Below are 26,128 nucleotides of genomic sequence, written 5' to 3'. Positions count from 1 at the left end.
CCCCGCGCAAAGGCTTCGCCTTTGTCGCTGGAGGAGCGCGCTATTGCGCGCGTCTCGAAGGATGCACGGCCCGACTATTTCCGCGTCCAGAGTTCTCGCGGCCACTGCGGGGCCGTCGATCCTTCGAGACGCCGCGCAAAAACGCGGCTCCTCAGGATGACGGGCTTCAAGCCGCGGCTTTCTGCTCCTACGCCTTCACGTTCTCGCCGAGCCACTGGATCGCGGCGTCGGCACCGGCCTTGCCGTGTGGAATATTCAGCGCGGTGAGCGCGACCTCGACGACGCCGAGCGTGCCGAGGATCATCGGCGCGTTGACGTGGCCCATATGCGCGATGCGGAAGGCCTGACCCTGCAAATCGCCGATGCCGGTGCCGAGCACCACGCCGCATTTCTCCTTGGCGTAGCGCTGGATCGCGGCGGGATCGGCGCCCTTCACGGTCACGGTCGTCACCGTGTTGGAACGCTCGGCGGCTTCAGTGATGTTGAAGCCGAGCACCTGGCCTTCGGCCCAGGTGGCAACCGCGCGGCGCACGGCTTCGCCGAGCAGCCGGTGCCGTTCGAAGGCATTCTCCAGGCCTTCGGCATGCAGCATGTTGATCGCCTCGCGCAGTGCGAACAACAGATGCACCGGCGCGGTGCCGGCATATTTGCGGTAGTGCTCCGAGCCTTCGCGCTCGGTCCAGTCCCAATAGGGCGTGCGCAGATCGGCCTTCTTGTGTGCGTCCCAGGCGCGGTCATTGGCGGCGACGAAGCCGAGGCCGGGCGGCGTCATCAGGCCCTTCTGCGAGCCGGACATCGCGACGTCGACATACCATTTGTCCATCTCGAACGGCATGCAGCCGAGCGAGGCGACTGTGTCGACCATGAACAGCGCGGGATGGCCGGCGGCCTTGATCGCCCTGCCGATCGCCTCGATGTCGTTATAGGCGCCCGACGCGGTGTCGACCTGCACGGCGAGGATTGCCTTGATGTTGTGCTCCTTGTCGCGGCGCAGCCGCTCCTCGACCTCGGCCGGACGGATCGCGCGGCGCCAGTCACCCTTCAGCACCTCGACCTCGGCGCCCATCGCGGCCGCCGCCTGGCCCCAGCCGATCGCAAAGCGCCCGCTCTCCAGCACCAACACCTTGTCGCCGCGCGACAGCACGTTGGAGAGCGTCGCCTCCCAGGCGCCGTGGCCATTGGCGATGTAGATGTAGGATTTGCCCATGGTGGCGAACAGTTTTGAGAGATCGCGCAGAAGGCTCTCGGTCAGTTCGACCATCTCGGCGGAGTAGATATCGAGCGCCGGGCGATGCATCGCCTGCAGCACCTGATCAGGCATCGTGGTGGGCCCGGGGATGGCCAGAAATTCCCGGCCCGCGCGAACGGTCATCGTCCTGTTCCTTATGGGTAAAGCAACGCAAATCATGCGTGTGAGGGGTCAAGTGCCGAGGATATTCCATCGCGGCTGCGATTGCGAGCCGGACAAAGCAATCCAGCGTTTCCAAAACCGCGGGACACAGCCCTCATTTACCGATCGCTTTGACCACCGCGCGCCAGACCTGGTCCTTGAACTCCGTCGCGGCGGGGCTTGGGATCTGCGCGACCGTGCCGTGGTTCTTGCGACAGGCCTCGACCAGCCGCAGCACCCAGATTTCGCCGTCGGTGTAATAGAGGTCGCCGCCGCCGTTGCGGCCGGCGAGGGTCGGGCCGATGCCGGTCACCTGATATTTCGCGGTGACCACGCCGGCGGACTCGAGATCGGTGGCGAGCAGCGCACGTTCGGCGTCGAGATCGGCGGCGATATGATGGGTCACCGCGCCGGTGTAGTGGCTGACGCCGACGCCGCGGTCGAGCGTCGCAGCGCCAAGCCACACCGGACGCTTCTCCTCGCCCTGATCAAGCACCTTCCAGAAGCGGACATGGTTGCGGCGATCCGCGCTCGTTCCAACCGGTTTCTCGAAGGCAAGGTCTTCACGGCGATCGAGATAGAACAGGTTGCTCACCGGCGCATCCTTGTAGGGACGATCGAGCAGCACGGAGCCTACGATTTCGATCGAGGATTTCAGCGTGACCGGATCGGCGGGATACCAGCCGGCCTCGTGCATCGCGCAGACCACGTCCCTGGTGTCGCCGATCAGCCCGACATTCATCGGATCGCCGGGAATGCCCTGCGCGGTGCGCGTCACCATCGGCAGATTGGCAAGGCCCTTCTGGTGTTCGTAATGCGTCCACAGTGCGGGCAGCAGCACATAGGCCGCGATCAGGTAGATGACGAGGGCGCACAGAAACAGCTGCAGATAGCGCAGGCGTTTGCGCCGGCGCGCCACGGACGGATTGATCTCGAGATCGGTCACAGCGGCCTCCTTACCTCTCCCGCTTGCGGGGGAGGTCGGATTGCATCGAAGATGCGATCCGGGTGGGGGCTATTTCCGCAATATGACTCGTGGAGAGAGCCCCCACCCCGACCCTCCCCCGCAAGCGGGAGAGGGGTGCACTGACGGTGCGGAACGATTCAATCTCACCTCTGACTAGCGCCGCGTCTCGCGGCAGCCGGCGGCCTCGGCTTCCTCGACCGAGCAGAACCAGCGCGTACCCTTGCTGATCTTCATCTCGATCTTGGCGTACCAGCGGCTGGTCGGCTGGTGAAAGATGCATTCGCCGGAGCGATTGACGTTGCCCTTGATGGTGCAGTCGGGCGAGGGCGCGACGGGGCCGGAGGCCGAGGCGAGCAGGATCGAGCTGGCTCCGTCCGGCGGCTTCACCGCCCCGAGCACATTGGTCTTCTTGTTGCGCACGCGCCAGTCCCACGGCGCGATGAACGCGCCCTGCCACATCCCGGCCTTGGCCTCGCGCGCCGCCTTCTCGTCCGCTTCGTAATCATGCGAGGCGCGGGTGTAGGCCAGCGCCCAGCCATTGCTGACCAGCCATTTCTGGATGTCCTCGCCGTCGACCTCGCAGCGCGCGATAGTGCGGCCGCGGCGATCGACCGACCGGGGATGGCAGGTCCAGCTCTTGTTGCCGGCATGCTTGATCAGCTCGTCGCGCGCGGCGACGCCGCAGGTCCAGCGTTCGCCCTTGGTGTTGAGGCAGAGCTGGTCGGTCGATGGCGCGTCGACACCGCCGAGCCGGATGCGGGCGCTGCCGATCTGGATCTGGTCGCCGTCGCGGATCTTCGGCACGCCGGTGATGTCGGCGGCGACAGCCAGGGTCGGCAGCGCGAGCAGCAGGCCAGCAGTGAGCAGCGTCTTGAACATCGGCATTCCCGGCCAGATTCTTGTCGTTCAAAGGGCTTGAGCGTCTCGACGTCGGTGCACAAGGATTGTGCGGGCAATTGGGCAACCGTGCCAGTGCCGGAGTGTTTCCGCCAGTTTCAACTTCGCGTCATCCGCTTCTTCGCCAGCGCGAGACCCATCAGCACGAAGGCCGACGTCACCTCGGGCCCGCCGACCAGGATGCGGGTCGGGGTTTTCATCTTATTCCATTCATAGGCCTTGTAAGGCCCCTTGCGGCCGCCCTCGCCGAGGCCCTGCACGATGCAGTGCAGCGCCGGCGTGAAGGTCGAGACCGCGGCGCCAAGATGCGCCAGTGCCATCAGCGCCAGCGCTGCGTCGAACGGGTTCATTTCGTGGGCGATTAGCTCGTTCGTGACGTAGCCGAGCACGCGGGCGCGGATCAGCGCGAACACGTTGCCGGGATCGATGATCCGTTGCGCCGCCAGCGGCAGCGCGACGAAGGCGGCGTAGCAGCGGCCGAAATAGGCCGAATAGAGCTCCGGCAGATAATAGATGTGCGAGCGCGGATTCTTGAACGCGCCGCTTTCGACCAACCTCTTCTGGAAGGCGATGATGCGATGCACCGTCTCCAGCCGCTGCGGCGTCTCGATGATCTTCCAGCGGGTGAGGTTGCGGAACGAGACCTCGAGGATGTCGAGGTTCAGCGTCGGATCGAGGTCGTTGCCGTAGGGGCGGTCGCCCGCGAGATTGTCGATCCAGGTGACGACGCCGCCCTCATAGTCGATGTTGTCGTTGAGCGGCACGGTGACGCGCGGCTCGTTGGCGCCCGCGCGCACCTGGTAGCCGCGGTAGAAGTCGAGCAGCGGCTGGGCGAGGATCGGATCGTCGGAGCCGGCCTGGGTCGCGGCAGAGAACGAGCAGGCCGTGGTGTCGCAGTCGGGCACATAGATGCCGAAGCCGAGGTCCTGCTTGATCTGGGCGAAGAAGCGCGAGAAGCGCGGATGCCGCCCCGGCGCCAGCGCGGTGATGACTTTCACGACGGAGCCGTCATGCGACGGCACCTCCTCGGCGCTGGTCTTCAGGCAGAACTCGACCATGTCAGAGATCGCGCGCCGCGCCGCGCTGGTCTCATCCGGCGACGCCAGCCCGGTCTCGACAAAGCCGAGCAGCGCCTCGGTGAAGAACGCGTCGTAATAGGCCGAGCGGTGGCGGATCTGCACCGGCTCCCACATCGGCTCGGCGATCCCGCGCCAGGCCGGGTTGATCAGCATGCGCGCCGGCGAATGGGCGATGAAGATCCGCGCCAGGCTGAACAGCAGGGTCGAGTTCTTGTAGCCGCGCGCGTTCAGCCCGGTCAGCGCCATCAGCATCTCGCGGCCGCCGACGTCGGGGTCGCCGATCAAATTGAAGGCGGCATAGGTCGGGATGAAGCCGCCGTTCCTGCGGAACGAGCGTACGAGATGCGCGCCGGTCAGGCGGATCACGCGGTCGATCTCGGCCATCCCGGGCACGCGCCCCGGCGCCGGCGCGGCCGGCGGGGCCGGGTGGCGGACGCCGATATCGTCCATCAGTGCCGCGACGGGCGCGCCGATCGCGGCCCAGTCCGGCGCCTCGGCATCGCGCGCCTCAATCAGCGCGGCGCGCAGGCTGGCAAGCCGCGCGGGGTCCTTCAGCGCGGGCAGGCCGGTGCGGCGGAGCAGCGCGCGCAGCGGCGGATTGCCGAGCGCGGTCCGGTAAAACTTCCCGAGATGGGCATCGCCGCCGCGATAGGACTGCAGCACGGGGTCGCAGACGTCGTACAGCGACGGGCCGTCCTTGGCTGCGGTCAGCGACCGGCACACGGCGCCTGCGATCTCGTGAAAGCCCATGAAACTCTTTCTGTTGGAACCGGTTAACGCTGCCATCAGGCAGTGTTTCCCGCGCCCCGCCCCGGATTCCGGCAAGTCGTTGGAAAGCTACATGAATCCTTACAAAATACAAATGTGATCGAAGTCACGTAACGGGATCTTAACGGCGTCAATGGCCTCTGCCGGGCGGCAGCATGCGGCAAACCGGGTTGCTCCGGCCGCCCGGTCGGGTTAATGGAATGTTTGTTGCAGCGCCGCAAATTGAGCTCAATCGACGGCACACAGGCTTCAACCCCATTAAACCTGAATGTCTCTGACGCGACTAACTGGCGCGATCTCGTGTGAGCATGATCGGGATAAAGATTGGGACTAGGAACGCTATGAACCTTAGGCAGCCTCATATTTCCCGTCGCACCATTGCCTTCGCTGTGGCGGTGGCCGGCACGGTGTCGCTGGCGATCGGCGCCCATGCCGCGCTCAACAAGCGGACGATGGATATCGCCAAAGGGACCGTCGGGGCTGTCGCCACCGACACCACCGGCAGCATCCCGGCCGGCACCTCCCGCCTCGCGCTGATCATCGGCAACGGCCATTACCCGGACGCTGCGGCCCCGCTGGCCCAGCCGATCAACGATGCCCGCACGCTGTCGTCGGCGCTGCGCCGCGAGGGTTTTGACGTCGACGTGGTCGAGGACGCGACCCGCGACGACATGGTTCGCGCGGTCGAGCGCATGAAGGCCAAGATCCGTCCCGACACCGTCGTGATGCTGTTCTTCGGCGGCTACGGCGTGCAGGTGGGTCGTGAAAGTTACATGATCCCGGTCGACGCCACGATCTGGAAGGAAGCCGACGTCAAGCGCACCGGCGTCAGCGTCGAGTCCGTGCTCGATGCGATGAAGGAGCGCGGTGCCAAAGCCAAGCTCGTGGTGCTCGATGCCTCGCGCCGCAATCCCTATGAGCGCCGCTTCCGCGCCTTCTCGCACGGCCTCGCGCCGATCTCGCCGCCGGAGAACACGCTGGTGCTGACCTCGGCGACGCCGGGCAAGGTCGCCGACGATTCCAGGGCGCCGAACAGCGTGCTGGTCTCCGAGCTGATCAACAACCTCAACGCCCAGGCCGGCGCCGAAACCGCCTTCAACAAGACCCGCGTCGCGATCTCGCGCGCCAGCGAAGGCGAGCAGGTGCCGAGCGTGTCGTCCTCGCTCTTGGAAGACATCAAGCTCGGCGGCTGAGCCCCGGCCTGTCCTGCGCGGGCGTGGCTCGTGCATTCATTCCCAAAATTGCGAGCGGCGTATGTGGAGAGAACCCCTCTCCCCAACCCTCCCCCACAAGGGGGGAGGGAGCCTGACATGCGTGCTCACCTCACATCGCGCGGCGGCTCATCGCTCATCTGTCTCGGTTTCTTGATCGCGTAAGGAAGCCACCAGCGGAACGGTTCCCTCTCCCCTTGTGGGAGAGGGTTAGGGAGAGGGGTGCCGCTTGCTCTGCTGCGAGACGTATCGCGGAGCCGCCGCGCGACGCTGACGACTGTATCGCTGCTCAAACTGCGCGAGCACTCTTCGCACTACTTCGCGTCCGCGCTCGCGCCCACCGGCCGCACCGGATCGCCTTCGCGCAGCAGTGCGCCGGCGCGGGCGACCACGATGTCGCCTTCCTGGATGCCGTCGCGGATCTCGACCTGGCCGGCCGACATCAAGCCGGTCTCCACCCGCCGCGTCTCGACCCGGCCGCCGCGGATCACCTGCACCACGGTGCCGGCGGTGGAATACAGGATCGCGGTCAGCGGCACCGCGACGCCGCAGCTCTGCCCGGTCTTGATCTGCGCCCGCCCGCTCGAATTCACCAGCAGCCGCTTGTTGGCGCTGATGGCGATGAACACCTGGCCGAGCTGGCTGTTCGGCTCGATGGTCGGCGCGATCCGCCGCACCTTGCCGTCGACCTCGCCGGCGCCGATGATCTTCAGCCGCGCGGTCTGCTCGGTCTTCAGCTTGGCGATGTCGCGGGTCGGCACCATGCCGACCAGGTCGTACTCGCTCTTGGCGATGATCGAGAACAGCGCGTCCTTGCCGGAGGCCGGCGCGCCGACGATCGCCGACGACGCCGAGATCGTGCCCGCCACCGGCGCGGTGATATTGGTCGAGTTGGTGCCGTCGGTCAGCTTCGCCAGCACCTGGCCGGCGGTGACGGTGTCGCCGGGATCGGCATTCACGTCCGCCACCTTCAGCCCGAACCGTTCGGGCCGGATCTGCTGCTCGTCGCGCGGCAGCACGATGCCGGACACCTCGACGATATTGCCGAAGCAGAATTTTGAGGCCTTCAGCACCGTCACCGCCGCGCCCTTCGGCACAGCGTCCGTCTCGCCCGCGGCGGACGCGGGCGCGGCGGTGAGCAGCAACAGCGCGGCGGCGGTCAGCGCAGAGGCGCGCATGCGAGGCAAAATCATCGGCGGACTACTTCCACAATGAGGGCCTCCTGAATACCAGATGCGGCCTGGCCGGGCCAGCCGGCTGCGCTGCGTCGGCCGCGCCCGCATCCGCCAGCCCCAGCTTCGCCAGCTCCTCGGCGCGCCAGATGTGGCGCAGGATCTCCGGGTTGACCCGCTCGGCATGCGTCACCGGCAGCATGTGGCCGGCGGCCGGCAGATGCCGCAGCTCGGCGCCATCAATCAGCAGGGCGAGCTTGGCGACAATGCGCTGCGTCACATGGGGCGACAGCCCGCCCGACAGCAGCAGCGTCGGCACCCTCAAGCCGCGGGCGGCGGCCGCCACCCCGTCCAGATCGAGCGCGGCGTTGAAATCGTAGGGCAGCTTGTCGGCCTGCTCGATCATCCGCAGCCGCCCGCTGGGCGAGAACTGCTCGCGCGGGCCGGAGCCGGCCCAGAACGCGGTGAACGCCTCGACCGCCTCCATCACGGCGCCGTCGAAAACATCCTGCGACACGATCTGCGCCGTGCGCGCGAAGCGATCGTAGAGCCGCGCATCGGCGGGCGAGTCGAGCAGCGTGTGATCCGGGAAAGGGCGAAGCGGTTCAAACGACGAGCTGTTGCGTGATGACCCGTCACGCAACAGCGTGGGAAGCACCGGCTCGATCAGCGTCAGGCTGCAGATGCGCTGCGCGTAAGCCGACGCGGTCGCCAGCCGAAACGCGATCGCCCCGCCAAAGGAATGCCCGATCAGATGGATCGGCCCCTCGGCCTTTGCGAGCCAGGGCTCGAGCAGCGCGATCTCGCCATCCAGCGTCCGCGGCCAGTCGCGCCCAATGGCAGCAACGCCATAGCCGGAAATATCCGGGGCCATGAACCGGTAGCCGCCGAGCGCGGCCGCCAGCTTCGTCCATTGCCGTCCCGACCCCAGCGAGCAGTGCAGTGCCACCACCGACGCCGCCTCAGGCGTCCCGTTCAAACCCGTCATCAAACCCATCCTGCTTGTTCTTGTTTACGCGACCGCGCGTCGCGTCATGACGCGAACGACGCGGGGGATGGGTTATTCCTGGGACGGGCGGGAGGGTCGTGATCGTGATCACGGAGGGAGTGGGATTCACTGGATGGTGATGGGGCGCTCCGCAGATTCAACTACTAAAAATGGCTGCGATGAAGGAAGCGGGCTCGCAAGCTTTGTCGACCGGCGCAACGGTAACCAGTTTGGCCGTCCAAAACTGCGCCAATCGTGACGCCCTGCTTCGAATCAGACATCCTCGTCTCCCGCACCGGCTAGTTTGGCCCGATCAGGTCGATATGACCCGGAAATATCCTTCCTATTAGACATCTGTCTAACGTCGTAGTGCAAATGCACGCTTGAGATGTTGAGGAATGTTGCTGCAAACTGCAATTGAGGGGCGTCATTTTTTATGAAGATGCGGGCAAAGAACGAACGTCGTCAGGCACCCCGAGCGAAGGCAAAAAAGGTAGATGTAGTCTATCGAACTTCGCACGGCAGGATGCTCGTCGGGCGGATCGAAGATGCGCTTGCCGGCGCAGCGCTAGATTCTGTGCGCGGCAAAGTGAATCTGATCTTCACATCGCCGCCTTTTCCGCTCGTGTACAAAAAAAAATACGGGAATGAGACCGGCGATACGTATCTAAAATGGTTGAAGGGATTGGCGCCTCAGTTGTCGGAGATGCTAGCGGACGACGGCTCGATAGTAATTGAGATCGGGAATTCGTGGGAGCCGGGCGTGCCAGTCATGTCTACGCTTGGTTTGGAGGCCCTTTTGGCGTTCAAGCGTGCTGCAAATCTTCATCTTTGCCAGCATGTCATCTGCCATAACCCGGCTCGGTTGCCGAGCCCTGCTCAGTGGGTCAATGTCACGCGAGAGCGGCTATCCGCCTTAGGATGTTCTGTACGCGACATCCACCATACGTGAGTGAATGAGTCCTTTAAGGAGTTAGCCGTAACGGAGCTGACGACGAAAAGACTGTTGCTCTCCTTCTCCGTCGAACTCGGTTGATGAATCTGAGCGTCAACCGCATCCGTCTAGCGCTTAGAATCATAGGTGCTCACAAGGGCGCTCGCACAATCGTCTTCCATGAAGATATCGAAGCATGCGGCGTCATTCAGGAAGTCCTTTCGGCGGCAAACGTGTTGGCGGGCGTCTATCATTCAAAGATGACGCTCCGCGACCGTGCAGAAGTCCTGTCCTCTTATCGCCACGGAAAGATTGATGTGCTCGTCACGTGCCGAGCTCTCGACGAAGGCTTCAACGTTCCTGAGACCGAGATTGGAATTATCGCGGCAAGTACAGCGACACGCCGCCAGCGTAACGGCGTTCAAGCTGTGGAGGTTGACGGTAGGCTCGTCGCGCAACGAGAGCATCTAGGTTTTGGTCAATACACTGCGGCCGATCATTCGCTGAGGTTTCACCGCACGGTTGCTCTGCCGGACGGCGAGATAATGATAGATGATTTGTCCGGCGTGGGGGGCTTATGGACGGTTGTTCGAGATCAGCGGTTTGCTTGGGTTAGTAAAAAAAACTGGAACTCCAGACATTTCCAACGGATCCATGGTCCAGTTGATCAGGACGTTCGCAGGGCGATTGTCGATCCGCATCAATGAGCGATGAAGTGCGCCGGAGCCATTCTCCAAATATGAGTTCTGATTTCCGGAATTCTCCTTGACGCCTCCCCCAACTCACCGCTACAACTTCCCCCGTCCCGCCCGGCAAGAGGGGCGTATCGCGATCGTCACGAACGTGCGGCGGGATGCGATGGACGCTGGCGGCGCGCGAGACGAAGCGCGTTAGCCGGCGGACGGTGAAGTCGTGTGGTTCTGGCGCCCCAGTGGCAGGTGCCTCCTCTCCGAAACGCGAACGCGTTTCGTTGAAGACGGTGACAAGAAAGCCCGGTCTCACCGGGAAGAGCACGAAGTAAGCCGTAACCCATTGCGCAGGGAAGGCCGGATGTTCCGGTTTCACCTGTGGTCCTACCTCCCGTGCTTTTTGTTGCACGGGACCCGCGGGTGCAATCGGCGCCCGGCCTTCCCTGCGCCCTCTCCTTACGAATGAGGGTGGGTTGATCGCATGACTCGGGCGCAATGCGCCGCGAGATTGCGAGCGCATATCCTCACGCTGTTTGAAAATTGAATCAGGAACGCGGCCACACATTCGGTGTCGTCCCGGCCTAGTGCGCAATTGCGCCCGGGGGCCGGGACCCATTACCACCGCTGCTTGCGGTGGCGTTGAGTTGGGGCCGCAGCCACGTTCAATCCGAAGATCGGTGTTTATGGGTCCCGGGTCGCGCTTCGCTTGCCCGGGACGACGAGGAGGGAGCGCGGCCACAGCGCAGCGTCAGCGCACGATGCGTTTCACGCGCGCCTTCTTCTTGGCGATGGGGGCTGGCGCCAGTTCGGCCTCGGCGGCGGCCTGGGCCTCGCGCGCTTCGCGCAGCGCGCGCAGCCGCTCCATGTTCTTGCGGATCGCGGCCGCGTCGCGCTCGACCTCGGCGATGGCGCGGGCGCCTTCCTCGGCCGCCATCCGCTGGCGGTCGGCTCTTGCAAGGCTTGCGGGCGATGGAGCGGGCTTCCTGGCGTTCATCGGCATCCTCTCAAGGGCATGATCCCCCGCGCAAGCGCGTCGCGTCTGTGTCCCGCGGCGCAGCCGTCTCGCCAAACGGCGCGACGCAGCGTTCTCAGGGATCACGCGCAACAGCACATGCTAAAACCCGCCCAATCCGGGTGGATCGAGCGGGCAGCAACGTCATCCCAGTACATCCGTGGAATGACGAACCGGCATAATCTCCGCGCAAACGCTAGCGTTTGTCGCGAGCGAAAAGCGCGTCGCGCTTTCCGCCAAAATCATGCCCAAGCAGGAATCTCAGACGATCTGAAGATTCTCGGCGCTGGTCTTGCCGCGCATCTTGTCGGTCTTCAGCTCGAACGAGACCTTCTGTCCTTCAGCGAGGCCAGTCAGACCGGCACGCTCGACCGCGCTGATGTGAACGAACACATCCTTGCTGCCGTCGCTCGGCTCGATGAAACCAAAGCCCTTCTGGCCGTTGAACCACTTCACAGTACCTGTCGCCATCTTCTCTTCTCCAAAGCGCGTAAGCGCGTTTTTGCGCAATACTGCGCGTCACATCCATTCAACTGGCGATGTCTTTGGAGGAGGGCCGTTCTGACCATTCAACAAGGCACAACGGCTAATCGAATGGGACGAATATACACACTTTCCCCGCGAATGCAAGGTTCCGGCGGTAGCGGGTTCCCGCCGATGGATGATCGCTGCTGTTGAGCCGTCACCCTGATGAGCCTGCGCAGCAGGCGTCTCGAAGGGTCGACGGGCACGAGCGGGGCCGTGCATCCTTCGAGACGCCGCTTCGCGGCTCCTCAGGATGACGGGATTGGGTGGATGCGTCCGGTGAGGAGTGATGTGCGCGCCGGCTACTCCGCCGCCGCCTCCGCGCTCGGCTCACCCTTCCAGCTCAGAATCTCCGCGGCGAGGATCGGGTGATTGAATCCCTTCAGCACGAGGTCGTCGATGGCGCGGCCCTCGACATGGGGCTCGACGATGCCGTAGACGCGGCGGCTCACCACGATCTGGCCGGCCTTGGCATCGCCGCACAGGCGGGAGGCGAGGTTGGTGACGCTGCCGATCGCGGCATATTCCAGCCGCTGCTCGAAGCCGACCTGGCCGAGCGTGGCGTAGCCGACGGCGATGCCGATGCCGAACCCCAGGCTATGCCCGCGGTTGCGCCAGCGCTCGGTCAAGGGGCCGATGGTGTCGCGCATCTCGAGCGCCATCTTCACCGCGCGCAGCGTGTGGTCTGCGAGCAGGATCGGCGCGTTGAACAGGATCATCACGCTGTCGCCGGCATATTTGTCGAGCGTGCCCTCATACTTGAAGATCAACGTGCCGAGCGCCGCGTGATATTCGCGCAGCACGTTCATCGCCTCTTCCGGCTCGGTCGCCTCGGTAAAGGCGGTGAAGCCGCGCAGATCGCAGAACACCACGGTGACCTCGCGGCGGTGGCTGGCGAGCAGCCCCTCGGGACTGTCGGAGGAGGCGATCAACTGCGCCACCTGCGGCGCCAGGAAGCGCTCGAGCTTGCGGATGCGCTCGATCTCGGAAAGCTGGGTCTCGACGCGGGCCTCCAGCGACTTGTTCCAGTCCTTGAGCTCCTCGGTCTGCTCGCGGAGCTTGTCGGCCTGCTCGCGCACGGTGGAATGGGCCTGTTCCAGCGCGTGGCTCTTCTGGTCCACTTCAGTGAACAGCCGCGCGTTGCGCATCGCCAGCACCGCCTGGTGCGCAAAAGTCTTCATCAGGCCGATCAGGCTCACGGGGAAGTCGCCCGCCGCCTTGCGCAGCACCACCAGCGAACCGAGCACGCCCTGCTGGTCGACCAGCGGCACCACCAGCACGGAGTGGAAGCCGGCGCCGACCACGACATCGCGCAACGGATGATCGCCCTCGCCTGCGAGATCGGGGAAGGCCAGCGGCTCGCCATTGGCCGCGGCATCAGTAAGCGGGCTGTTCGCCGCATCGATCGCGCGATGACGGCCCTCCGCTTCAGCATCGATGCCGATCGATTGCGTCAGGTTGAAGCTGCGGTGTGCCGCGTCATAGCCATAGATCAGCACGGCGTCGGCATGGGTGATCTCGAGTGCGCGGGCGGCGACCGTCGGCAGCACGGCGTTGAGATCGAGCGAGGACGCCACTGCGCGGCCGACCTCCTCCAGCACCTTCAGCTCGTTGATCGATTGCGCGAGATCCCGCGTGCGCTCCTTCACCTTCCATTCGAGGTCGGAATAGGTTTCCGCAAGCTGCGAGGCCATGCTGTTGAATTGCCCGGCAAGCTCTTCCAGCTCGTCCGCGGTCTTGACCTCGATGCGATGGCCGAAGTCGCCGGCGCCGAGCCGCCGGGCGCCGGTGCGCAGCGCTGTGATCGGCACCAGCATGCGGCGCGCCAAAATCGTGCCGGCGATGATTGCGACCAGGAGGCCGAGCGCGATCAGCAGCGCGATGCGCACCAGCTGGTCGCGGATCGGGGAGAGCGCCTGCGACGTCGGCTGCTCGACAAACACGTGCCAGCCGAGATTCGGTGCCGCGCTCGCTGTCGTCAGCACCGCGGCGCCGTTGATATCGGTACCGGAGGCGAGCCGCTTGCCGGGGGGCGACAGCACTGCTGCGACCTGTGGCAGCGCGGCGAGATCCCTGCCGACTTCGGGGCCCTTCGACGAACTCGCCAGCACGCGCCCCTTGGCGTCGACGACATAGGCGAAGGCGAGACGGCCGACCTGGGAATCGCCGAAATAGTCGCTGAGGAAGCGCAGGTCGATCTCGGCCACGGTGACGCCGGCATTGAAGCCGGAATGCTGCTCGCCGATCGACATAAAGGGCCGCCCGTCGCGGAAAGTGGCCGGCGCGTAGGCGGTGCCGCGGCTCACTGCCTCGATGAAACGGGGGTCGCGGGACAAGTCGGCGTTGGAGTTCAGCGTGACGGTCTGGCGCGACAGCCGCAGCAGCTCGCGGCCCTGGCCGTTGATCAGCATGAGCTGGCTCACCGCCGGCACCTGGCCGAGCAGCTGGGCATAATCGGCGCGGCGCAGCTCGATGGTGTTGGAGGAGGCGCGGGTCACCCAGGAGATCTGCCGCTCGAGGTCGGAGATCGCCTGCTCGATGCGCTTGGCGGTGGCGTCCGCCTTCTCGCTCATCGCGTCGGTCAGCGTGCTCCTGATGCCGCGGTAGCTGATCCAGGTCTCCAGCGCGCCGTTGACCGCCAGCACGAATACGACAAGCCCGACCAGCGCGAGGACGTATTTGGCGAACAGGCCGCCGCGCAGGAACCAGATCTTGCCGTTGTCCGTCACCCCGTTCATCCAGTCTCGTCCGCCCCCTCGCAATCGGGTGCGCCGCATCATCCGGCGCTGTTTAGCACGGATCGGCGGGGCAGGGCGGAGCCTCCCGTCGCATGGTTAGCCCCGGATATTGGCGGGGGATATCCGGGAATAATCAGCGATTGAACAGCTGGCGCAGCACGTCGTTCATCGCCGGATTGTCGTGCTGCTCGGCGGTCGTGCCCGGCGGGGGATTGGGCGGCGGGGGTTGGTCGGCGGCCGGCGGCGCGTCGGGCGCTGATGGGGCCAGGTTGCGGCTCGGGCGGGACGCGTTGCCCTGGTTCATGGTGGAGAGGCCCTGCTGCAGCAGGTTGCCGATGGTCTCGCCAAGCTGTCCGCCGAGCGGGTTGCTCTGGCCGCCGCCCCCTGGAGGCTGGCCGGTGCCGGGCTTTGCGCCGGTTCCGCCGCCCTGCGCGCCGTTGAGCAGATTGCTCAGCCCGCTGAGGCCTTGGTTCAGACCTTGGGTCAGACCTTGGCCATTCGCGCCGAACAGGCCCTTGCCCATTTCCTTCAGCTTGGCATAGGCGGCCTCGGGATTGTCGAGGATGCCCTGCATCTCCGGATAGATCCGCGGGCTGACCCAGGGGCCCTCGACCATCACGGGAATGCCGAGGCCGACCGGATTGCCGGCGCGGCCCTGGCCTTCGGTGGTCATCACGAGCTGCGGCTCGACGCGAAACCCGATCTGCCTGGTGTTGAGGTCGACGGTGCCGACCCCGCTCATCTTCACCAGCGGGCCGATCAGATTGAGATCGGTGGTGACGGCCTGGCCCTTGTCGATCTTGAACGACGCCGAGAGCTGGCTGAGATCGGTCGAAAGCTCCTCACTTTCCTGCCAGCCCGACAAGGTGCTGGTGGTGAGGCTGCGGATCATCTGCGCGATGTTGAGGCCGATGATCTTGCCGTCCTGGAACACGACGAAGGCGGTGCCGCCGAGATTGCCGACGATGGCGCGCTCGCTTCCGCCCTGCGAGGTGAGCGCGATCTTGGCCTGCATGCGTCCGTCGAGCTTGTCGAACTCGGCGAGGCTCTTCAGCACCGGCAGCGCGCGCACCCCGGCAAGGTCGAGCCGCAGCGCGTAGGTTGGAGCCGCGCCCCTCGCGTCGATCGTGAGATCGCCATTGGCGGTGCCCTCATAGGCGCCGAGATTGGTGAGCCGCCCCTTGAGCACGCCGCTGTCGACCGAGGCATCGATCGCTGCCGACGCGAAGCGGCCGTCGCCGATCACGAGCTCGGCCGCCGAGATGCGCGCCTGCGCGTCGACATAGTTGAGCCCGCCAAGGTCGATCGAGGCGTTGCTCCAGCTGTTCGTGCCCAAGGGCTGCGTTGTGCCGGACTGGCTCGGCGTCATCGCGATCGCAATGCGCTGGAAGTCGAGATCGAGCTTCACCAGCGGCTTGTTGCTGGCGAAGTCGACCGAGGCCCAGCCGGTGAAGCCGCCGTCACCGAGCGTGCCGGACACGCCGTTGAACATCACGACCGTGCCGTTCAACCTCAACTCGGCATTCGCCTTGATCGCCGCGGGCAACAGGCCCGGCGCATCGATGTTGAACTCGGCCGGCACGCTCTGACGCTCCAGCGGCGCTTGCGGTTTGGTCGCGCGGATCTCGAACTTCAGCGGCTTGTCGCTTGCGCGCGCGTCACCCGTGACCACGATCTTGCGGTCGGCGGCGATGGTCGCGTCGGCGTTGAGCGTCTCGATCCGGTTCTCGACCCGATCGCGCACATTGGAAAACACGATGGTGCCGCCGCTGACGCTGACATGCCGGATCGTGATGCCGCCATTGTCGGACGCGGCAGACTTCGCCGGCGGATTGTGGTCGCGGGTGCGCTCGCGCTGCAGCGGCAGGTTGATCACAGGCTTGACGATGATGAGGTCGGTGATATCGGGCCGGCCCGACCACAGGCTCGACAGCGTCATCTCGGCTTCGACACTGGCGGCAGCGAACCGGTTGTTGACCTCGCGCTCCCGCGGGTCCTGCAACACGACGTCGTTCAGCGTCACATTGACGGTCGGCCAGAGGCCAATCTTGGCGCCGCCATTGATCGCGAGCTTGTAGCCGGTCTCACGCTCGACCCGCTCGGTGATACCGGAGGTGAGGTAGGAGGTCGGAATCCCGACCGCCGCCACCAGCGCGATGATCACAATCACGGCAGCAATGGCGGCCCCGGCAAATCTCAGTGCTCTCATGTCGTCGTTCCAGGCCGGGCAAGCGGGGTTCCGCCGCAGAAAAACACGGCCGATCGCACGAGATTATCCCGCAAACGGGACCTCGCTCCAATGAGGCGAAAAATAATCCGTTACCAGCATGAACTTATGTGACCTCTCACACACTCCCATGAGGGTGATTTTTGCTAACCGAGCGTCGGGGACTGCTTGGATCGATTTGGAAGGCAGTACAATGAACAAACAGGCCGAATTTGCGGTCATTCTGAAGATGAACCCGATGTTCGCCGATCTCGGTGCGGACGAGTTGCAGCGGCTTTCGGGCCTCTGCCACACCCAGCAGCTCTCGGCCGGCGAGGTGTTGTTCCAGAAAGGCGATCCCGGCGACGCCCTGTTTGGGGTCCGCCGCGGCCAGATCCGGATCGAGACCGGGGCCTCCGACGGCAGCCGGCTCACGCTGAACTTCATGGGATCCGGCGATCTGTTCGGCGAAGTCGCCGTCCTCGACGGTCAGGATCGCACCGCGGACGCGACCGCGGGCGAAGCCAGCGAATTGTTCGTGCTTCGGCGGGAGGATTTCCTCAGCTTCCTCGAGCGTGAACCGAAGGTCGCGGTCAGGCTGATCGAATTGTTGTGCCAGCGCATCCGCTGGCAGAGCGAGCGGATGGAAGAATCCGTGCTGCAGCCGTTGCCGGTCCGCCTCGCACGCCGGCTGTGCGCACTGGCCGAGGATTTCGGCTCCGAGGTGCACATCTCGCAGGAACAGCTCGGCATCTTCGTCGGCGCCGCGCGCGAAAGCGTCAACCGGCAGCTGCAGACCTGGCGCAGGGACGGCATCGTCGACCTGCAGCGCGGCCGCATCATGCTGCACAACATGACCAAGCTGACGGCGGTCGCGCGCAACGACTAGAGCGTTTTCGAGCGAAGTGGATACCGGTTCGCGTAAAGAAAACGCGTCAAACGAGAAGCTAAGCGAATTGCCTGCAACGCGCGCGCGAGGGCCGCGAATGTCTCGCGCGCGCTGCTTCTCCTGCCCAAAAGACTTGCTTGCGGGAACAGGCCGGAGTCGCTTTCATTGCAGCCGGTTCTTGGGGTGACACCCAGCCTTGCTGGCCTCACGCCATCCACCAGCAAACCCCTGCGGTCTATTCCCGTTGACCGCAGGGGTTTTGCGTTCCTCGCCGTCGGCGCGACCGCGTCATCGCTCTGCAGAGCGGTAGAATCGTCGAGAAAAGCACTGCGGCTGAAGCCCGCATGCGCCGCAGCGGGCATCAATTCAGGCATCGACGTGGTATAGACCGACCAAAGGGAGTCGGTCATGGACAGCCAGAACACGGACGGCAAGCCGCCGGTCAAGTCGCAGGAGGATCTGCGCGCGCATTTCGGGCAAGTGAGCCCGCTCGCGGAGAAGAAGGTCCTCAATCATCTCGACAAGTTCTGCCGCGATTTCATCGCACTGTCGCCGTTCCTCATCATCGCCACCAGCGACGGCAAGGGCCATGCCGACGCCAGTCCGCGCGGTGATGCGCCGGGCTTCGTCTCCGTGATCGACAACAAGACGCTGCTGATCCCGGACCGGCGCGGCAACAACCGGGTCGATACGTTCGGCAATATCCTGGCCTCGCCCGGGGTCGGGCTGATCTTCCTGGTGCCCGGCATCAACGAGACGTTGCGCGTCAACGGGCGGGCGGAGATCTCGCAGGAGCCGGATCTGCTGACCCCGCTCACGGTGCAGAACGTCACGCCGATCATCGGCGTGAAGGTGCATGTCGATGAGACCTACTTCCATTGCGGCAAGGCGCTGATGCGCTCAAAGCTCTGGAATCCCGCCACGCAGGTCGAGCGCCACAGTTTCCCGACGCTGGGCCGGATCATCGCCGAGCAGACCGCCGCCGTCGAGGTCGATGTCGCCGAGAAGGCGATGGAAGAAGCCTATCGCACGAGACTTTACTAGACCGCGATGAGATTGGGTTGAATCGTCATCGCGCTTTAGCTCTTTGTTTGAGCATGATCTTTTCGGAAAACCGCTTCGCACTTTTCCGGATCATGCTTTCGGGCTTGACGTGATTATCTCGAACAGCAGCCATGACGGCGCTGCGCTCTCTCGCCCCGTTCTTACGGGGAGAGGGTTGGGGTGAGGGGCTGCCTCCTCAAATTCAATGCAGGGGAGTGCGCGGTGAGTCCCCGTCACCCGAAACTCAAGCTGCGCTTGAGTTTCGACCTCTCCCCGCACGCGGGGCGAGGTGAAGCGGAGTCCGATGCTCGGTTCGTGATCTGGCTCTAGCCCCACCACCAGCGAGGCGCGATCTCGGCTCACTCCGCGGCAGGTGAGATCATGCTCGGCGGGCCGGGCGGCTTCTTGGCCTCGTCGGCCGGGTGCTCGCTCGGGGTCAGCTCGTGGTCGGCGTGCGAGACGACGAGCCGCTTGCCGAAGCGCCAGATCAGGCTGCCGATATCGTCCATCACCATGAACATCGCCGGCACGAACACCAGCGACAGCACGGTCGAGAAGATCAGGCCGCCGATCACCGCGAGCGCCATCGGCGAGCGGAATTCGCCGCCGGCGCCGAACGCAAGGGCCGACGGCATCATGCCGGCGGCCATCGCGATCGTGGTCATCACGATCGGGCGGGCGCGCTTCATGCCGGCGTCGATCATGGCGTCTTCGCGCGCCTTGCCGTCGCGGATCGCCTCCACCGCGAACTCCACCAGCATGATGGCGTTCTTGGTGACGATGCCCATTAGCATCAGGATGCCGATCCACACCGGTGTGGTGAGCTGCTTGCCGGTCAAGAGCAGCGCGCCGATCGCACCGCCGATCGAGAGCGGCAGCGAGAACAGGATGGTGATCGGCTGCAGGAAGGTGCCGAACAGCAGCACCAGCACGGCATAGACCATCATCAGGCCGGCGGTGATCGCGGTGGCGAAGCCGTCGGACAGTTCGGCGAGGCTCTCGGCGTCGCCGGACGGGCTGACCTTCACGCCCTTGGGCAGGCTCTTCATGACCGGCAGGTCGTAGATCAGCTTGGTGGCGTCGCCGAGCGCGGCATTGCCGACCAGATCGGCGGCGACGGTGGCCTGCCGCTCGCGGTCGTAGCGGTTGATGCTGGTCGGGCCCTGATCGAGCTGGATGTCGGCGACCACGGACAGCGGCACGCCGCCGCGTTCGCCACGCTGGCCGAGCGGCACGCGCAACTGCTCGAGCATCTGCAGGTCGCTGCGCGCATTGTCCTCGAGCTGGACGCGGATCGGCACCTGGCGGTCGCCGGCGTCGAACTTGGCCAGCGCCGGGCCGACGTCGCCGATGGTGGCGACGCGGATGGTCTGCGACAGGCTCTCGGTCGAGACGCCGAGCCGCGCCGCGAGCTCGGCGCGCGGACGGATGCGCAACTCGGGCCGGTCGAGTGCGGTCTCCGAGATCACGTTGGCGATGATCGGGATCCGCTTCATCTGCGTCGCCAGTTCGCTCGCGACGTTGTTGACGATGTTGCTGTCGGTGCCGGTGACGACGAGCGAGATGGCGCGCAGGCCGTTCTCGTCGAGGAACCAGAATCTGATATCGGGAACGTTCTCGAGCTCCTTGCCGATCGATAGCTCGAGCTCGCGCTGGGTGATCTTGCGGTCGGCCTTCGGCGTGTAGTTGATGATCAGCGCGGCGCGGCGCACTTCTTGCGTGCCCGGCGGCACGCGGCCGCCGTCGACGAAGATGCTTCTCACCTCGGGCCGCTTGCGCAAGCGAGCCACGATTTCCTCGGTCACCTTCTCGGTGTAGGCGAGCTGCGAGCCGGGCGGCAGCTCCATCGCGAGCAGCGAGCGCGCGGTGTCCTGCGCGGGCAGGAAGCCCTGCGGCAGCAGCGTGATGCTCCAGATCGACGCGGCAAAGACCGCAAAGCCGATCAGCACGGTGACGTAATGGTGCTTCACCGACCAGGCGACGAGGCTGTGATAGCCGCGCAGGATGGGGCCGGGCGGCGGGTCGTCGTGGTCGTGGTGCTTGAGAAAATAGGCGGCCAGCACCGGCGTCACGAAGCGCGCGGCGAGCAGCGAGAAGAACACCTGCACCGACACGGTGATGCCGAACTGCTTGAAGAACTGTCCGGCGATCCCCGACATGAAGCTCGCCGGCGCGAAGATCGCGATGATGGTGAGCGAGATCGCGATCACCGCAAGGCCGATCTCGTCGGCCGCTTCAAGCGCGGCACGATAGGGCGACTTGCCCATCCGCATGTGGCGGACGATGTTCTCGATCTCGACGATGGCGTCGTCGACCAGAATACCGGTCGACAGCGTGATGGCGAGGAAAGAGACCAGGTTGAGCGAGAAGCCGAGCAGGTCCATCGCCCAGAATGCCGGGAAGATCGACAGCGGCAGCGAGACCGCCGCGATGATGGTGGCCCTGATATCGCGCAGGAACAGCAGCACGATGATGACGGCGAGGATCGCGCCCTCGAACAGGGTCGAGATCGCGGCTTCGTAATTGCCCTTGGTGAACTCGACCGAGGTGTCGATCAGCTTGAGGTCGACGTCGGGATAGGCCACCTTGAGCGCGTCGATCCGCTTCTGCACCGCGGCCGCGACCACCACGTCGCTGGCGCCCTTGGAGCGCTTGATGCCGAGCGCGACCACCGGTTCGCCGTTGAAGCGGGCGAAAGTGCGCCGGTCGGCGATGGTGTCGGTGACGGTGCCGAGGTCGTCGAGCCGGATTTCGCCGCCGCCGAACAGCGGAATCATCGTGCCGGCAAGCTCGTTCAGCGTCTTGGCGCCGGCCAGCGTCCGGATCGCCTGGTCGTTCTTGCCGATCTCGGCGCGGCCACCGGCGACGTCGACATTGGTGCCGCGCAGGATCTGGCTGACATTGACCGCGGTGAGCCCCACCGCCTGCAGCTTGTCCGGATCGAGCGAGACCAGGATCTCGCGCTCGACACCGCCGATGCGCTCGACTTGGGCGACGCCGCGAACGCCCTGCAGCGCGCGCTTGACCACGTCGTCGACGAAATAGGAGAGCTGCTCCGGCGTCTTGCCGGGCGAGATCGCGGCATAAGTCACGATCGGCAGGCCGATGACGTCGACGCGCTGGATCAAGGGCTCGGTGACGTTCTGCGGCAGGTTGGCGCGGACCCGCGTCACGGCGTCCTTGACGTCGTTGAGCGCGCGGTCGGTGTTGGTCTCCAGCGCGAACTGGATCGTGGTCACCGACAGGCCGTCGGTGATCGAGGACGAGATATGGCGCACGCCCTCGACGCCGGAGACGCCGTCTTCGATCGTCTTGGTGACCTGCGACTCAAGTTCGGACGGCGCGGCGCCGAATTGCGAGACCGCGACCGAGATCACCGGAATGTCGGCGCTCGGCAGCCGCGTCACCGCGAGCTTGGTGAAGGAGACATAGCCCAGCACGAGCAGGATGATCGAGAAGACGATCGAGGGAAGCGGGTTCCGGATCGACCATGCCGAGATGTTCAAAGCCATTAGCGTGCCCGATTACCGTGTCCGAGTGCGATCGAGTTCGTCGGCGAACATGGTCTTGATCTGGTCGCCGTCATGCAGCGAGGTGCCAGCATCGGCCACGACGATTTCGCCGACGTCGAGGCCTTCAAGGATTTCGGTCGAGGTGTCGGAGGTCAGCCCGACGCGCACCCTGCGGGTCTCGACCGTGTTGCCCTTGACGACCTGCAAGGTCAGGCGGTCGATCGCGGTGCGCGGCACCGCGACGCCGCAGGAGCGCTTGGCGTCGATATTGGCGCGCGCGAACATGCCGACCTTCAGCGTCGGATTGTTGTTGATGGTGATGCGGACATGCCCGAGCTGGGTGGCGCGGTCGATCTGCGGCGAGATCAGGCGGACCTTGCCGACCATGTCGGGCGCATCGTCGCGGCTGATCCGGACATTGGCGCCGGGGTTGAGCTTCAGCAGCTGGAAGCCCGGCACCTCGGCGTCGAGCTCGATCTCGTTGTTGATCGATATCCTGAACATCGGCGGCGCCTGCGGCGAGGCCGGCGCGCCCGGTGCGGTGCGCACCTCGGTGACGAGGCCGGCCGCCGGAGCGCGCAGCACGATCGGCTTGGCATTGCCCTGGGCGGCCTGCTGCGGCGGCGGGGTCAGCCGCGCCAGTTCCTGGTTCTCGGTCACGGTGTCGCCCTCGCGGACCAGCACGTCGGTGACCTTGGAGCCGTCCTGGTCGACATTCACCTGCGCCTCGCGGCGCGGCACGATGAAGCCGGTCACGCGGACCATGTCGGAGAAGCAGGCATTGGTCGACTTCGTCACCACCACCAGCGCCTGGCCCGGCGTCTCCTTCTCCTCCGGATGGGAGCGGTGCTCGAAGGCGTAATAGGCGACAGCGAGGATGATGACAAACAGCGTGCCGAGCGCAGGCTTGAGGTACTGGGAAAAATTCATCACCGGATCAATCCAGAACTTGTCGCGCCAGAACTTGTCGCGCCAGAACGTGTCGCGCCATGGGCGCTCGTCGAAGTCTCATCCCGCCCGCCATCATATTGTCTGAGCATGCGAAAGGCCGGTGTCCATTGTTGGGGATCATGCCCTGACGTCATGTGAGGCGGGTCACGTGTGGGCCGCTTTGGACCTTGGTCCAAAGCATTGACCCAAAAGCAAATGCGCCCCGCCGGGGTGCGGGACGCATTGTAACCTCAAAAAGGCGGTCCGCCACGCCCATCGCTTCCAGATCGCTTGGAGGTCACTTGGAGGCGGTGGCCTTGTTTTCCATGTTCACGACCTGCACGCGCCGGTTGACGTCGGCCATCGGGTGGCCCGGGTCCTTCAGCTTGCTCTTGCCATAGCCGACGGTGACGAGATCGGTGCCGTTGATGCCGTATTTGTCGACGAGATAGCGCTTGATGGCGTCGGCGCGGCGCTCCGAGAGGCCCTGATTGTACTCCTCGCCGCCGGCGGCGTCAGTGTGGCCGGCGACCACGAAGGTCGAGCCCTTCAGATCCTGATTGGTCAGGGCGCGGCCAAGCGCCTGCACCGACGCCAGCGACTTGGCGCTGATGTCGGCGGAGTTGTAATCGAAGTTGATCTCGAGATCGATCTTGGGCTTGTCCTGGACGATGGTCGCGATTTCCTCGCGTTCGGCCGAGGACAGCGAGCGGGTGGCGCGGCCGCGGACGCTCTGCACGAATTTGGCCTGGTCGGCGTTCAGCTCGGGCGAGGTGGTCTGCGGGCCGGCCGACAGGCCGCGGGTCAGCGACTTCTTCTCGGGCGTCAGCGCCTTGATGATCTGGTCCTCGGTGACGTTGTCACCGGCGCGGACGGCGGTCATGCCGAACGACAGCACGGCGCCGGCGGTCATGATTGAAAAGATCGCGGCCTTTGCCGACGGTTTGAACATCTCGGTCCCCTCCTGCGCGAGCTGGCGCGGTTCCAGGTAATTATTCAGATTGATTGCCGGCAGCGGCAGCCGGCACGCACCCTCTGATTAGTCGCGCAATTCCATCAGCGGTTCGAGCGGCGGGCAGGCCTCGTTCGATGGGTCATTGCACGCCGTAGTCGGCGAATTCCTTGACGATATTCGGATCCATCGCCTTGGCGTTGGCGATGTCGAGATCGCCTTCCGCGACCGATCCGTTGCGCTTCTTGGCAAGGCCGCGCCCGTACAGCGACGAGGTCAGCCGCGGGTTGATCTTCAGCGCGGCGTCGAAATCGGCGATCGCGTTCTTGTTCTGCCCGCCCTTCAGGTTCATCAGCCCGCGGCTGTCGAGCGCATCGACGAAATTCGGACGCAGCCGCAGCGCCTCGTTGCAGTCCTTCAGCGCCGCCTGCAGGTCGCCGATCACGGTGCGGACCCAGCAGCGGTTGTTATAGGCCTCGACGTCCTTCGGGTTCAGCCGCAGCGAATTGGTGAAATCCTTCACCGCGAGGTCGTAGGCACCCTTGCTGGCATAGACCTGGCCGCGGCGGTACAGCGCCGCCGCATCATCAGGGTTCTTGTCCAGCTTTTCGCTCAGGCTCTTGATCGTCGGATCGTCGGCAAGCACAGGCGAACTGCTTGGCGCCGGCGTCGGCTGGATCACCACCGGCGGGGGAGGCGCAGGCGGCGGCAGGGCGATCTCGGGCGCCTTTGGCGGGGGCGGCGTCGAGGTCGGCGCGGTGGCGACGGGCGCCTTTGGCGGCGCTGGTGCCGGCGTCGGCGCGGTCGCCGCTGGTGGCGTCGGCGTTGCCGCGGGCGGCGCCGGCGGAGGTGAAACCGGTGGTGCGGCTGCCACCTCGGGCGACGGCGATGCGGCAGGCGCGGGAGCCGGTGCAGCGGTCGACGGCCCCGCCGCGCCGCCTGGACTGGCTGCGCCGCCTGGAATGGCTGCGCCGCCTGGAATGAACGAGAAGTCCTCGGCCAGCGACGAGGAGATCCACGGCACCTGTTCCTGGCGCGAGGCCCGGGTGACGCCGACGCGGGTGCGGTTCAGCGTTTCCTCCGCCATCAGGTCGGGGGTGCGGATCTCCTTCAGGAGTTCCCGCACGAACAGGCTGTGGTCGTTGCCATTGTCCGAGATGACGGACGACAGTGCCGCCGAATACATCACCAGCGTACCGTTGGGCGCGATCACCGGGGCGAGCCCCGCCGAGAAGCTGCGGAAACGGCGCTCGAACGGGTTGCGCCTCGAGGCGTCGACCAGGGCGATCTTCACCCCGGCGCCGCGGCTGTTGATCTCGCCGAGCACGGTCTCGAGGCTGAAACCGTCGCGGCGGACGTCGGCCTCGGCCCAGATCTGGGCATCGACCGGGATCATGTAGCTCTGCCGGTTCGACTGGATGCCGTAGCCCGAGAAGAAGACCAGGGCGACCGAGCCCGGCTTGATCCTGCCGTAGAGCCTTTCGAAGGCGCGGCGCATGCCGTCGCCGGTCAGGTTCTCGCCGACCTCGACGGTGAAGCCGTCGCGCTTGAGCTCGTCGGCGACGTCACGCGCGTCGTTGATCGGTTCCTTCAGCGGCGCGTCGGCGTCGGGATATTTTGCGTTGCCGATCACCAGCGCGAAGCGGTCGCCGGCGGCGAAGGACAGGGTCGGCGACGCGATTGAAAAGATCAGCGTGGCGAGCAAGGCAAGGCGGATTTTCATAATCGCGGCAAATCCAGATCGCGGCTTCCAATGAAATGGCGCCGCTTCGAGCCTGCGCCTCGGGGACCTTACTCTAGAGCCATTTCCGTTCCGATGGAAATCGGAACGGGGCTCTAGATTCTTGTTTTGACGCGTTTTCTTGACGCGAAGCGGTGGCCATCCCGCATCAAGTGCGGGACAGGCTTCGCTCGAAAACGCTTGGGCGAAAACCCATTATCAAACCACGGCCAAACCCCCGTCAACGGCTTGCGGCGCCATCGCTAATCGCGGCAGTGGTGGCGAGGCCGCAGTGCAACAGCCGCGATCATGGCCGCCATCGCCGTCGTGGCATGGTGCGGGTTCCTGCGACCGGATAATGTGATTGCACTCACAGAGGCGCTCGCCCCCTTTTGTGCGCTCGTCGCACTTCGCGCGGTTTGACCTTTGCGCGGTGCGATGGCTTTGTGTCCGGGACGGCAAGCCGTGCATAACAAGCCTTCAAAGCAAAACAAGCCACGCAAAC

General features: G+C 65.1%; 20 protein-coding genes. 5 read left to right on the top strand and 15 right to left on the bottom strand.

Annotated elements, in window-relative coordinates; translation table 11 throughout:
• Positions 1-187: 187 nt before the first annotated feature.
• The 4 genes from HAP48_RS13775 to HAP48_RS13760 form a co-directional block, all read right to left on the bottom strand.
• A complete protein-coding gene (locus HAP48_RS13775) occupies positions 188-1,372 on the bottom strand; it encodes a pyridoxal-phosphate-dependent aminotransferase family protein (RefSeq protein WP_166213343.1) in 1,185 nt (394 codons plus the stop codon).
• A gap of 133 nt (positions 1,373-1,505) precedes the next feature.
• On the bottom strand, positions 1,506-2,336 hold the full coding sequence (locus HAP48_RS13770) for an LssY C-terminal domain-containing protein (protein ID WP_166213344.1): 831 nt from the start codon (positions 2,334-2,336) through the stop codon (positions 1,506-1,508).
• 174 nt (positions 2,337-2,510) lie between these two features.
• Complete coding sequence (locus HAP48_RS13765; protein ID WP_175612327.1) at positions 2,511-3,236, bottom strand: thermonuclease family protein; 726 nt, start codon at positions 3,234-3,236, stop codon at positions 2,511-2,513.
• Positions 3,237-3,352: 116 nt separating this feature from the next.
• Positions 3,353-5,083, bottom strand: a complete 1,731-nt coding sequence (locus HAP48_RS13760) for a hypothetical protein (RefSeq protein WP_166213346.1) — start codon at positions 5,081-5,083, stop codon at positions 3,353-3,355.
• A gap of 359 nt (positions 5,084-5,442) precedes the next feature.
• Here HAP48_RS13760 and HAP48_RS13755 point away from each other — a divergent pair, with 359 nt between their 5' ends.
• Positions 5,443-6,294, top strand: a complete 852-nt coding sequence (locus HAP48_RS13755) for a caspase family protein (protein WP_166213347.1) — start codon at positions 5,443-5,445, stop codon at positions 6,292-6,294.
• A 332-nt stretch (positions 6,295-6,626) separates the two neighbouring features.
• Here HAP48_RS13755 and HAP48_RS13750 read toward each other — a convergent pair whose 3' ends face one another.
• Together HAP48_RS13750 and HAP48_RS13745 are read right to left on the bottom strand one after the other, a co-directional pair.
• Complete coding sequence (locus HAP48_RS13750; RefSeq protein WP_166213348.1) at positions 6,627-7,505, bottom strand: efflux RND transporter periplasmic adaptor subunit; 879 nt, start codon at positions 7,503-7,505, stop codon at positions 6,627-6,629.
• A gap of 7 nt (positions 7,506-7,512) precedes the next feature.
• On the bottom strand, positions 7,513-8,472 hold the full coding sequence (locus tag HAP48_RS13745) for an alpha/beta fold hydrolase (RefSeq protein ID WP_166213349.1): 960 nt from the start codon (positions 8,470-8,472) through the stop codon (positions 7,513-7,515).
• A gap of 436 nt (positions 8,473-8,908) precedes the next feature.
• Between HAP48_RS13745 and HAP48_RS13740 the strand changes: the two genes are divergently transcribed.
• Together HAP48_RS13740 and HAP48_RS13735 are read left to right on the top strand one after the other, a co-directional pair.
• Positions 8,909-9,424: a DNA methyltransferase gene (locus HAP48_RS13740; RefSeq protein ID WP_210292839.1), complete on the top strand. Its 516-nt coding sequence runs from the start codon at positions 8,909-8,911 to the stop codon at positions 9,422-9,424.
• Between the two features lie 83 nt (positions 9,425-9,507).
• The gene (locus HAP48_RS13735; RefSeq protein ID WP_166213350.1) at positions 9,508-10,113 is read left to right on the top strand and encodes a helicase-related protein; all 606 of its coding nucleotides are present in this window, start codon (positions 9,508-9,510) and stop codon (positions 10,111-10,113) included.
• Between the two features lie 730 nt (positions 10,114-10,843).
• On the opposite strand, the gene HAP48_RS13730 is transcribed toward HAP48_RS13735, so the two are convergent.
• The 4 genes from HAP48_RS13730 to HAP48_RS13715 all read right to left on the bottom strand — a co-directional run bounded on the left by HAP48_RS13730 (position 10,844) and on the right by HAP48_RS13715 (position 16,579).
• Entirely contained in the window at positions 10,844-11,089 is a 246-nt protein-coding gene (locus tag HAP48_RS13730) for a hypothetical protein (protein ID WP_029084279.1), read from the bottom strand.
• Between the two features lie 279 nt (positions 11,090-11,368).
• Complete coding sequence (locus HAP48_RS13725) at positions 11,369-11,578, bottom strand: cold-shock protein (protein ID WP_029084280.1); 210 nt, start codon at positions 11,576-11,578, stop codon at positions 11,369-11,371.
• A 356-nt stretch (positions 11,579-11,934) separates the two neighbouring features.
• The gene (locus HAP48_RS13720; protein ID WP_166213351.1) at positions 11,935-14,370 is read right to left on the bottom strand and encodes an adenylate/guanylate cyclase domain-containing protein; all 2,436 of its coding nucleotides are present in this window, start codon (positions 14,368-14,370) and stop codon (positions 11,935-11,937) included.
• Positions 14,371-14,503: 133 nt separating this feature from the next.
• Positions 14,504-16,579: an AsmA family protein gene (locus HAP48_RS13715; protein WP_166213352.1), complete on the bottom strand. Its 2,076-nt coding sequence runs from the start codon at positions 16,577-16,579 to the stop codon at positions 14,504-14,506.
• 211 nt (positions 16,580-16,790) lie between these two features.
• Here HAP48_RS13715 and HAP48_RS13710 point away from each other — a divergent pair, with 211 nt between their 5' ends.
• Positions 16,791-17,465, top strand: coding sequence for a Crp/Fnr family transcriptional regulator (locus tag HAP48_RS13710; protein ID WP_166213353.1), 675 nt, complete (start codon positions 16,791-16,793; stop codon positions 17,463-17,465).
• Here the strand turns inward: HAP48_RS13710 and HAP48_RS13705 are convergent.
• Positions 17,462-17,875 carry a hypothetical protein gene (locus tag HAP48_RS13705; protein WP_166213354.1) on the bottom strand — a complete coding sequence of 138 codons (414 nt, stop codon included), beginning with the start codon at positions 17,873-17,875 and terminating at the stop codon, positions 17,462-17,464. The two genes, HAP48_RS13710 and HAP48_RS13705, sit on opposite strands and share 4 nt — an antisense overlap.
• On the opposite strand from HAP48_RS13705, the gene HAP48_RS13700 reads away from it, so the two are divergent.
• Positions 17,874-18,509, top strand: coding sequence for a pyridoxamine 5'-phosphate oxidase family protein (locus tag HAP48_RS13700; RefSeq protein ID WP_166213355.1), 636 nt, complete (start codon positions 17,874-17,876; stop codon positions 18,507-18,509). The two genes, HAP48_RS13705 and HAP48_RS13700, sit on opposite strands and share 2 nt — an antisense overlap.
• A gap of 359 nt (positions 18,510-18,868) precedes the next feature.
• On the opposite strand, the gene HAP48_RS13695 is transcribed toward HAP48_RS13700, so the two are convergent.
• The 4 genes from HAP48_RS13695 to HAP48_RS13680 all read right to left on the bottom strand — a co-directional run bounded on the left by HAP48_RS13695 (position 18,869) and on the right by HAP48_RS13680 (position 25,626).
• Positions 18,869-22,021 carry an efflux RND transporter permease subunit gene (locus HAP48_RS13695; RefSeq protein WP_166213356.1) on the bottom strand — a complete coding sequence of 1,051 codons (3,153 nt, stop codon included), beginning with the start codon at positions 22,019-22,021 and terminating at the stop codon, positions 18,869-18,871.
• Between the two features lie 12 nt (positions 22,022-22,033).
• Entirely contained in the window at positions 22,034-22,951 is a 918-nt protein-coding gene (locus HAP48_RS13690) for an efflux RND transporter periplasmic adaptor subunit (RefSeq protein WP_166213357.1), read from the bottom strand.
• Between the two features lie 298 nt (positions 22,952-23,249).
• Positions 23,250-23,903: an OmpA family protein gene (locus tag HAP48_RS13685; RefSeq protein WP_166213358.1), complete on the bottom strand. Its 654-nt coding sequence runs from the start codon at positions 23,901-23,903 to the stop codon at positions 23,250-23,252.
• Positions 23,904-24,045: 142 nt separating this feature from the next.
• Entirely contained in the window at positions 24,046-25,626 is a 1,581-nt protein-coding gene (locus HAP48_RS13680; protein ID WP_166213359.1) for a caspase family protein, read from the bottom strand.
• Positions 25,627-26,128 lie beyond the last annotated feature (502 nt).

The sequence above is a fragment of the Bradyrhizobium septentrionale genome, from assembly GCF_011516645.4.
Classification (GTDB): domain Bacteria; phylum Pseudomonadota; class Alphaproteobacteria; order Rhizobiales; family Xanthobacteraceae; genus Bradyrhizobium; species Bradyrhizobium septentrionale.
Note: the sequence above shows the minus strand (reverse complement) of the source record. Positions and strands in the feature narration are given on the sequence as shown.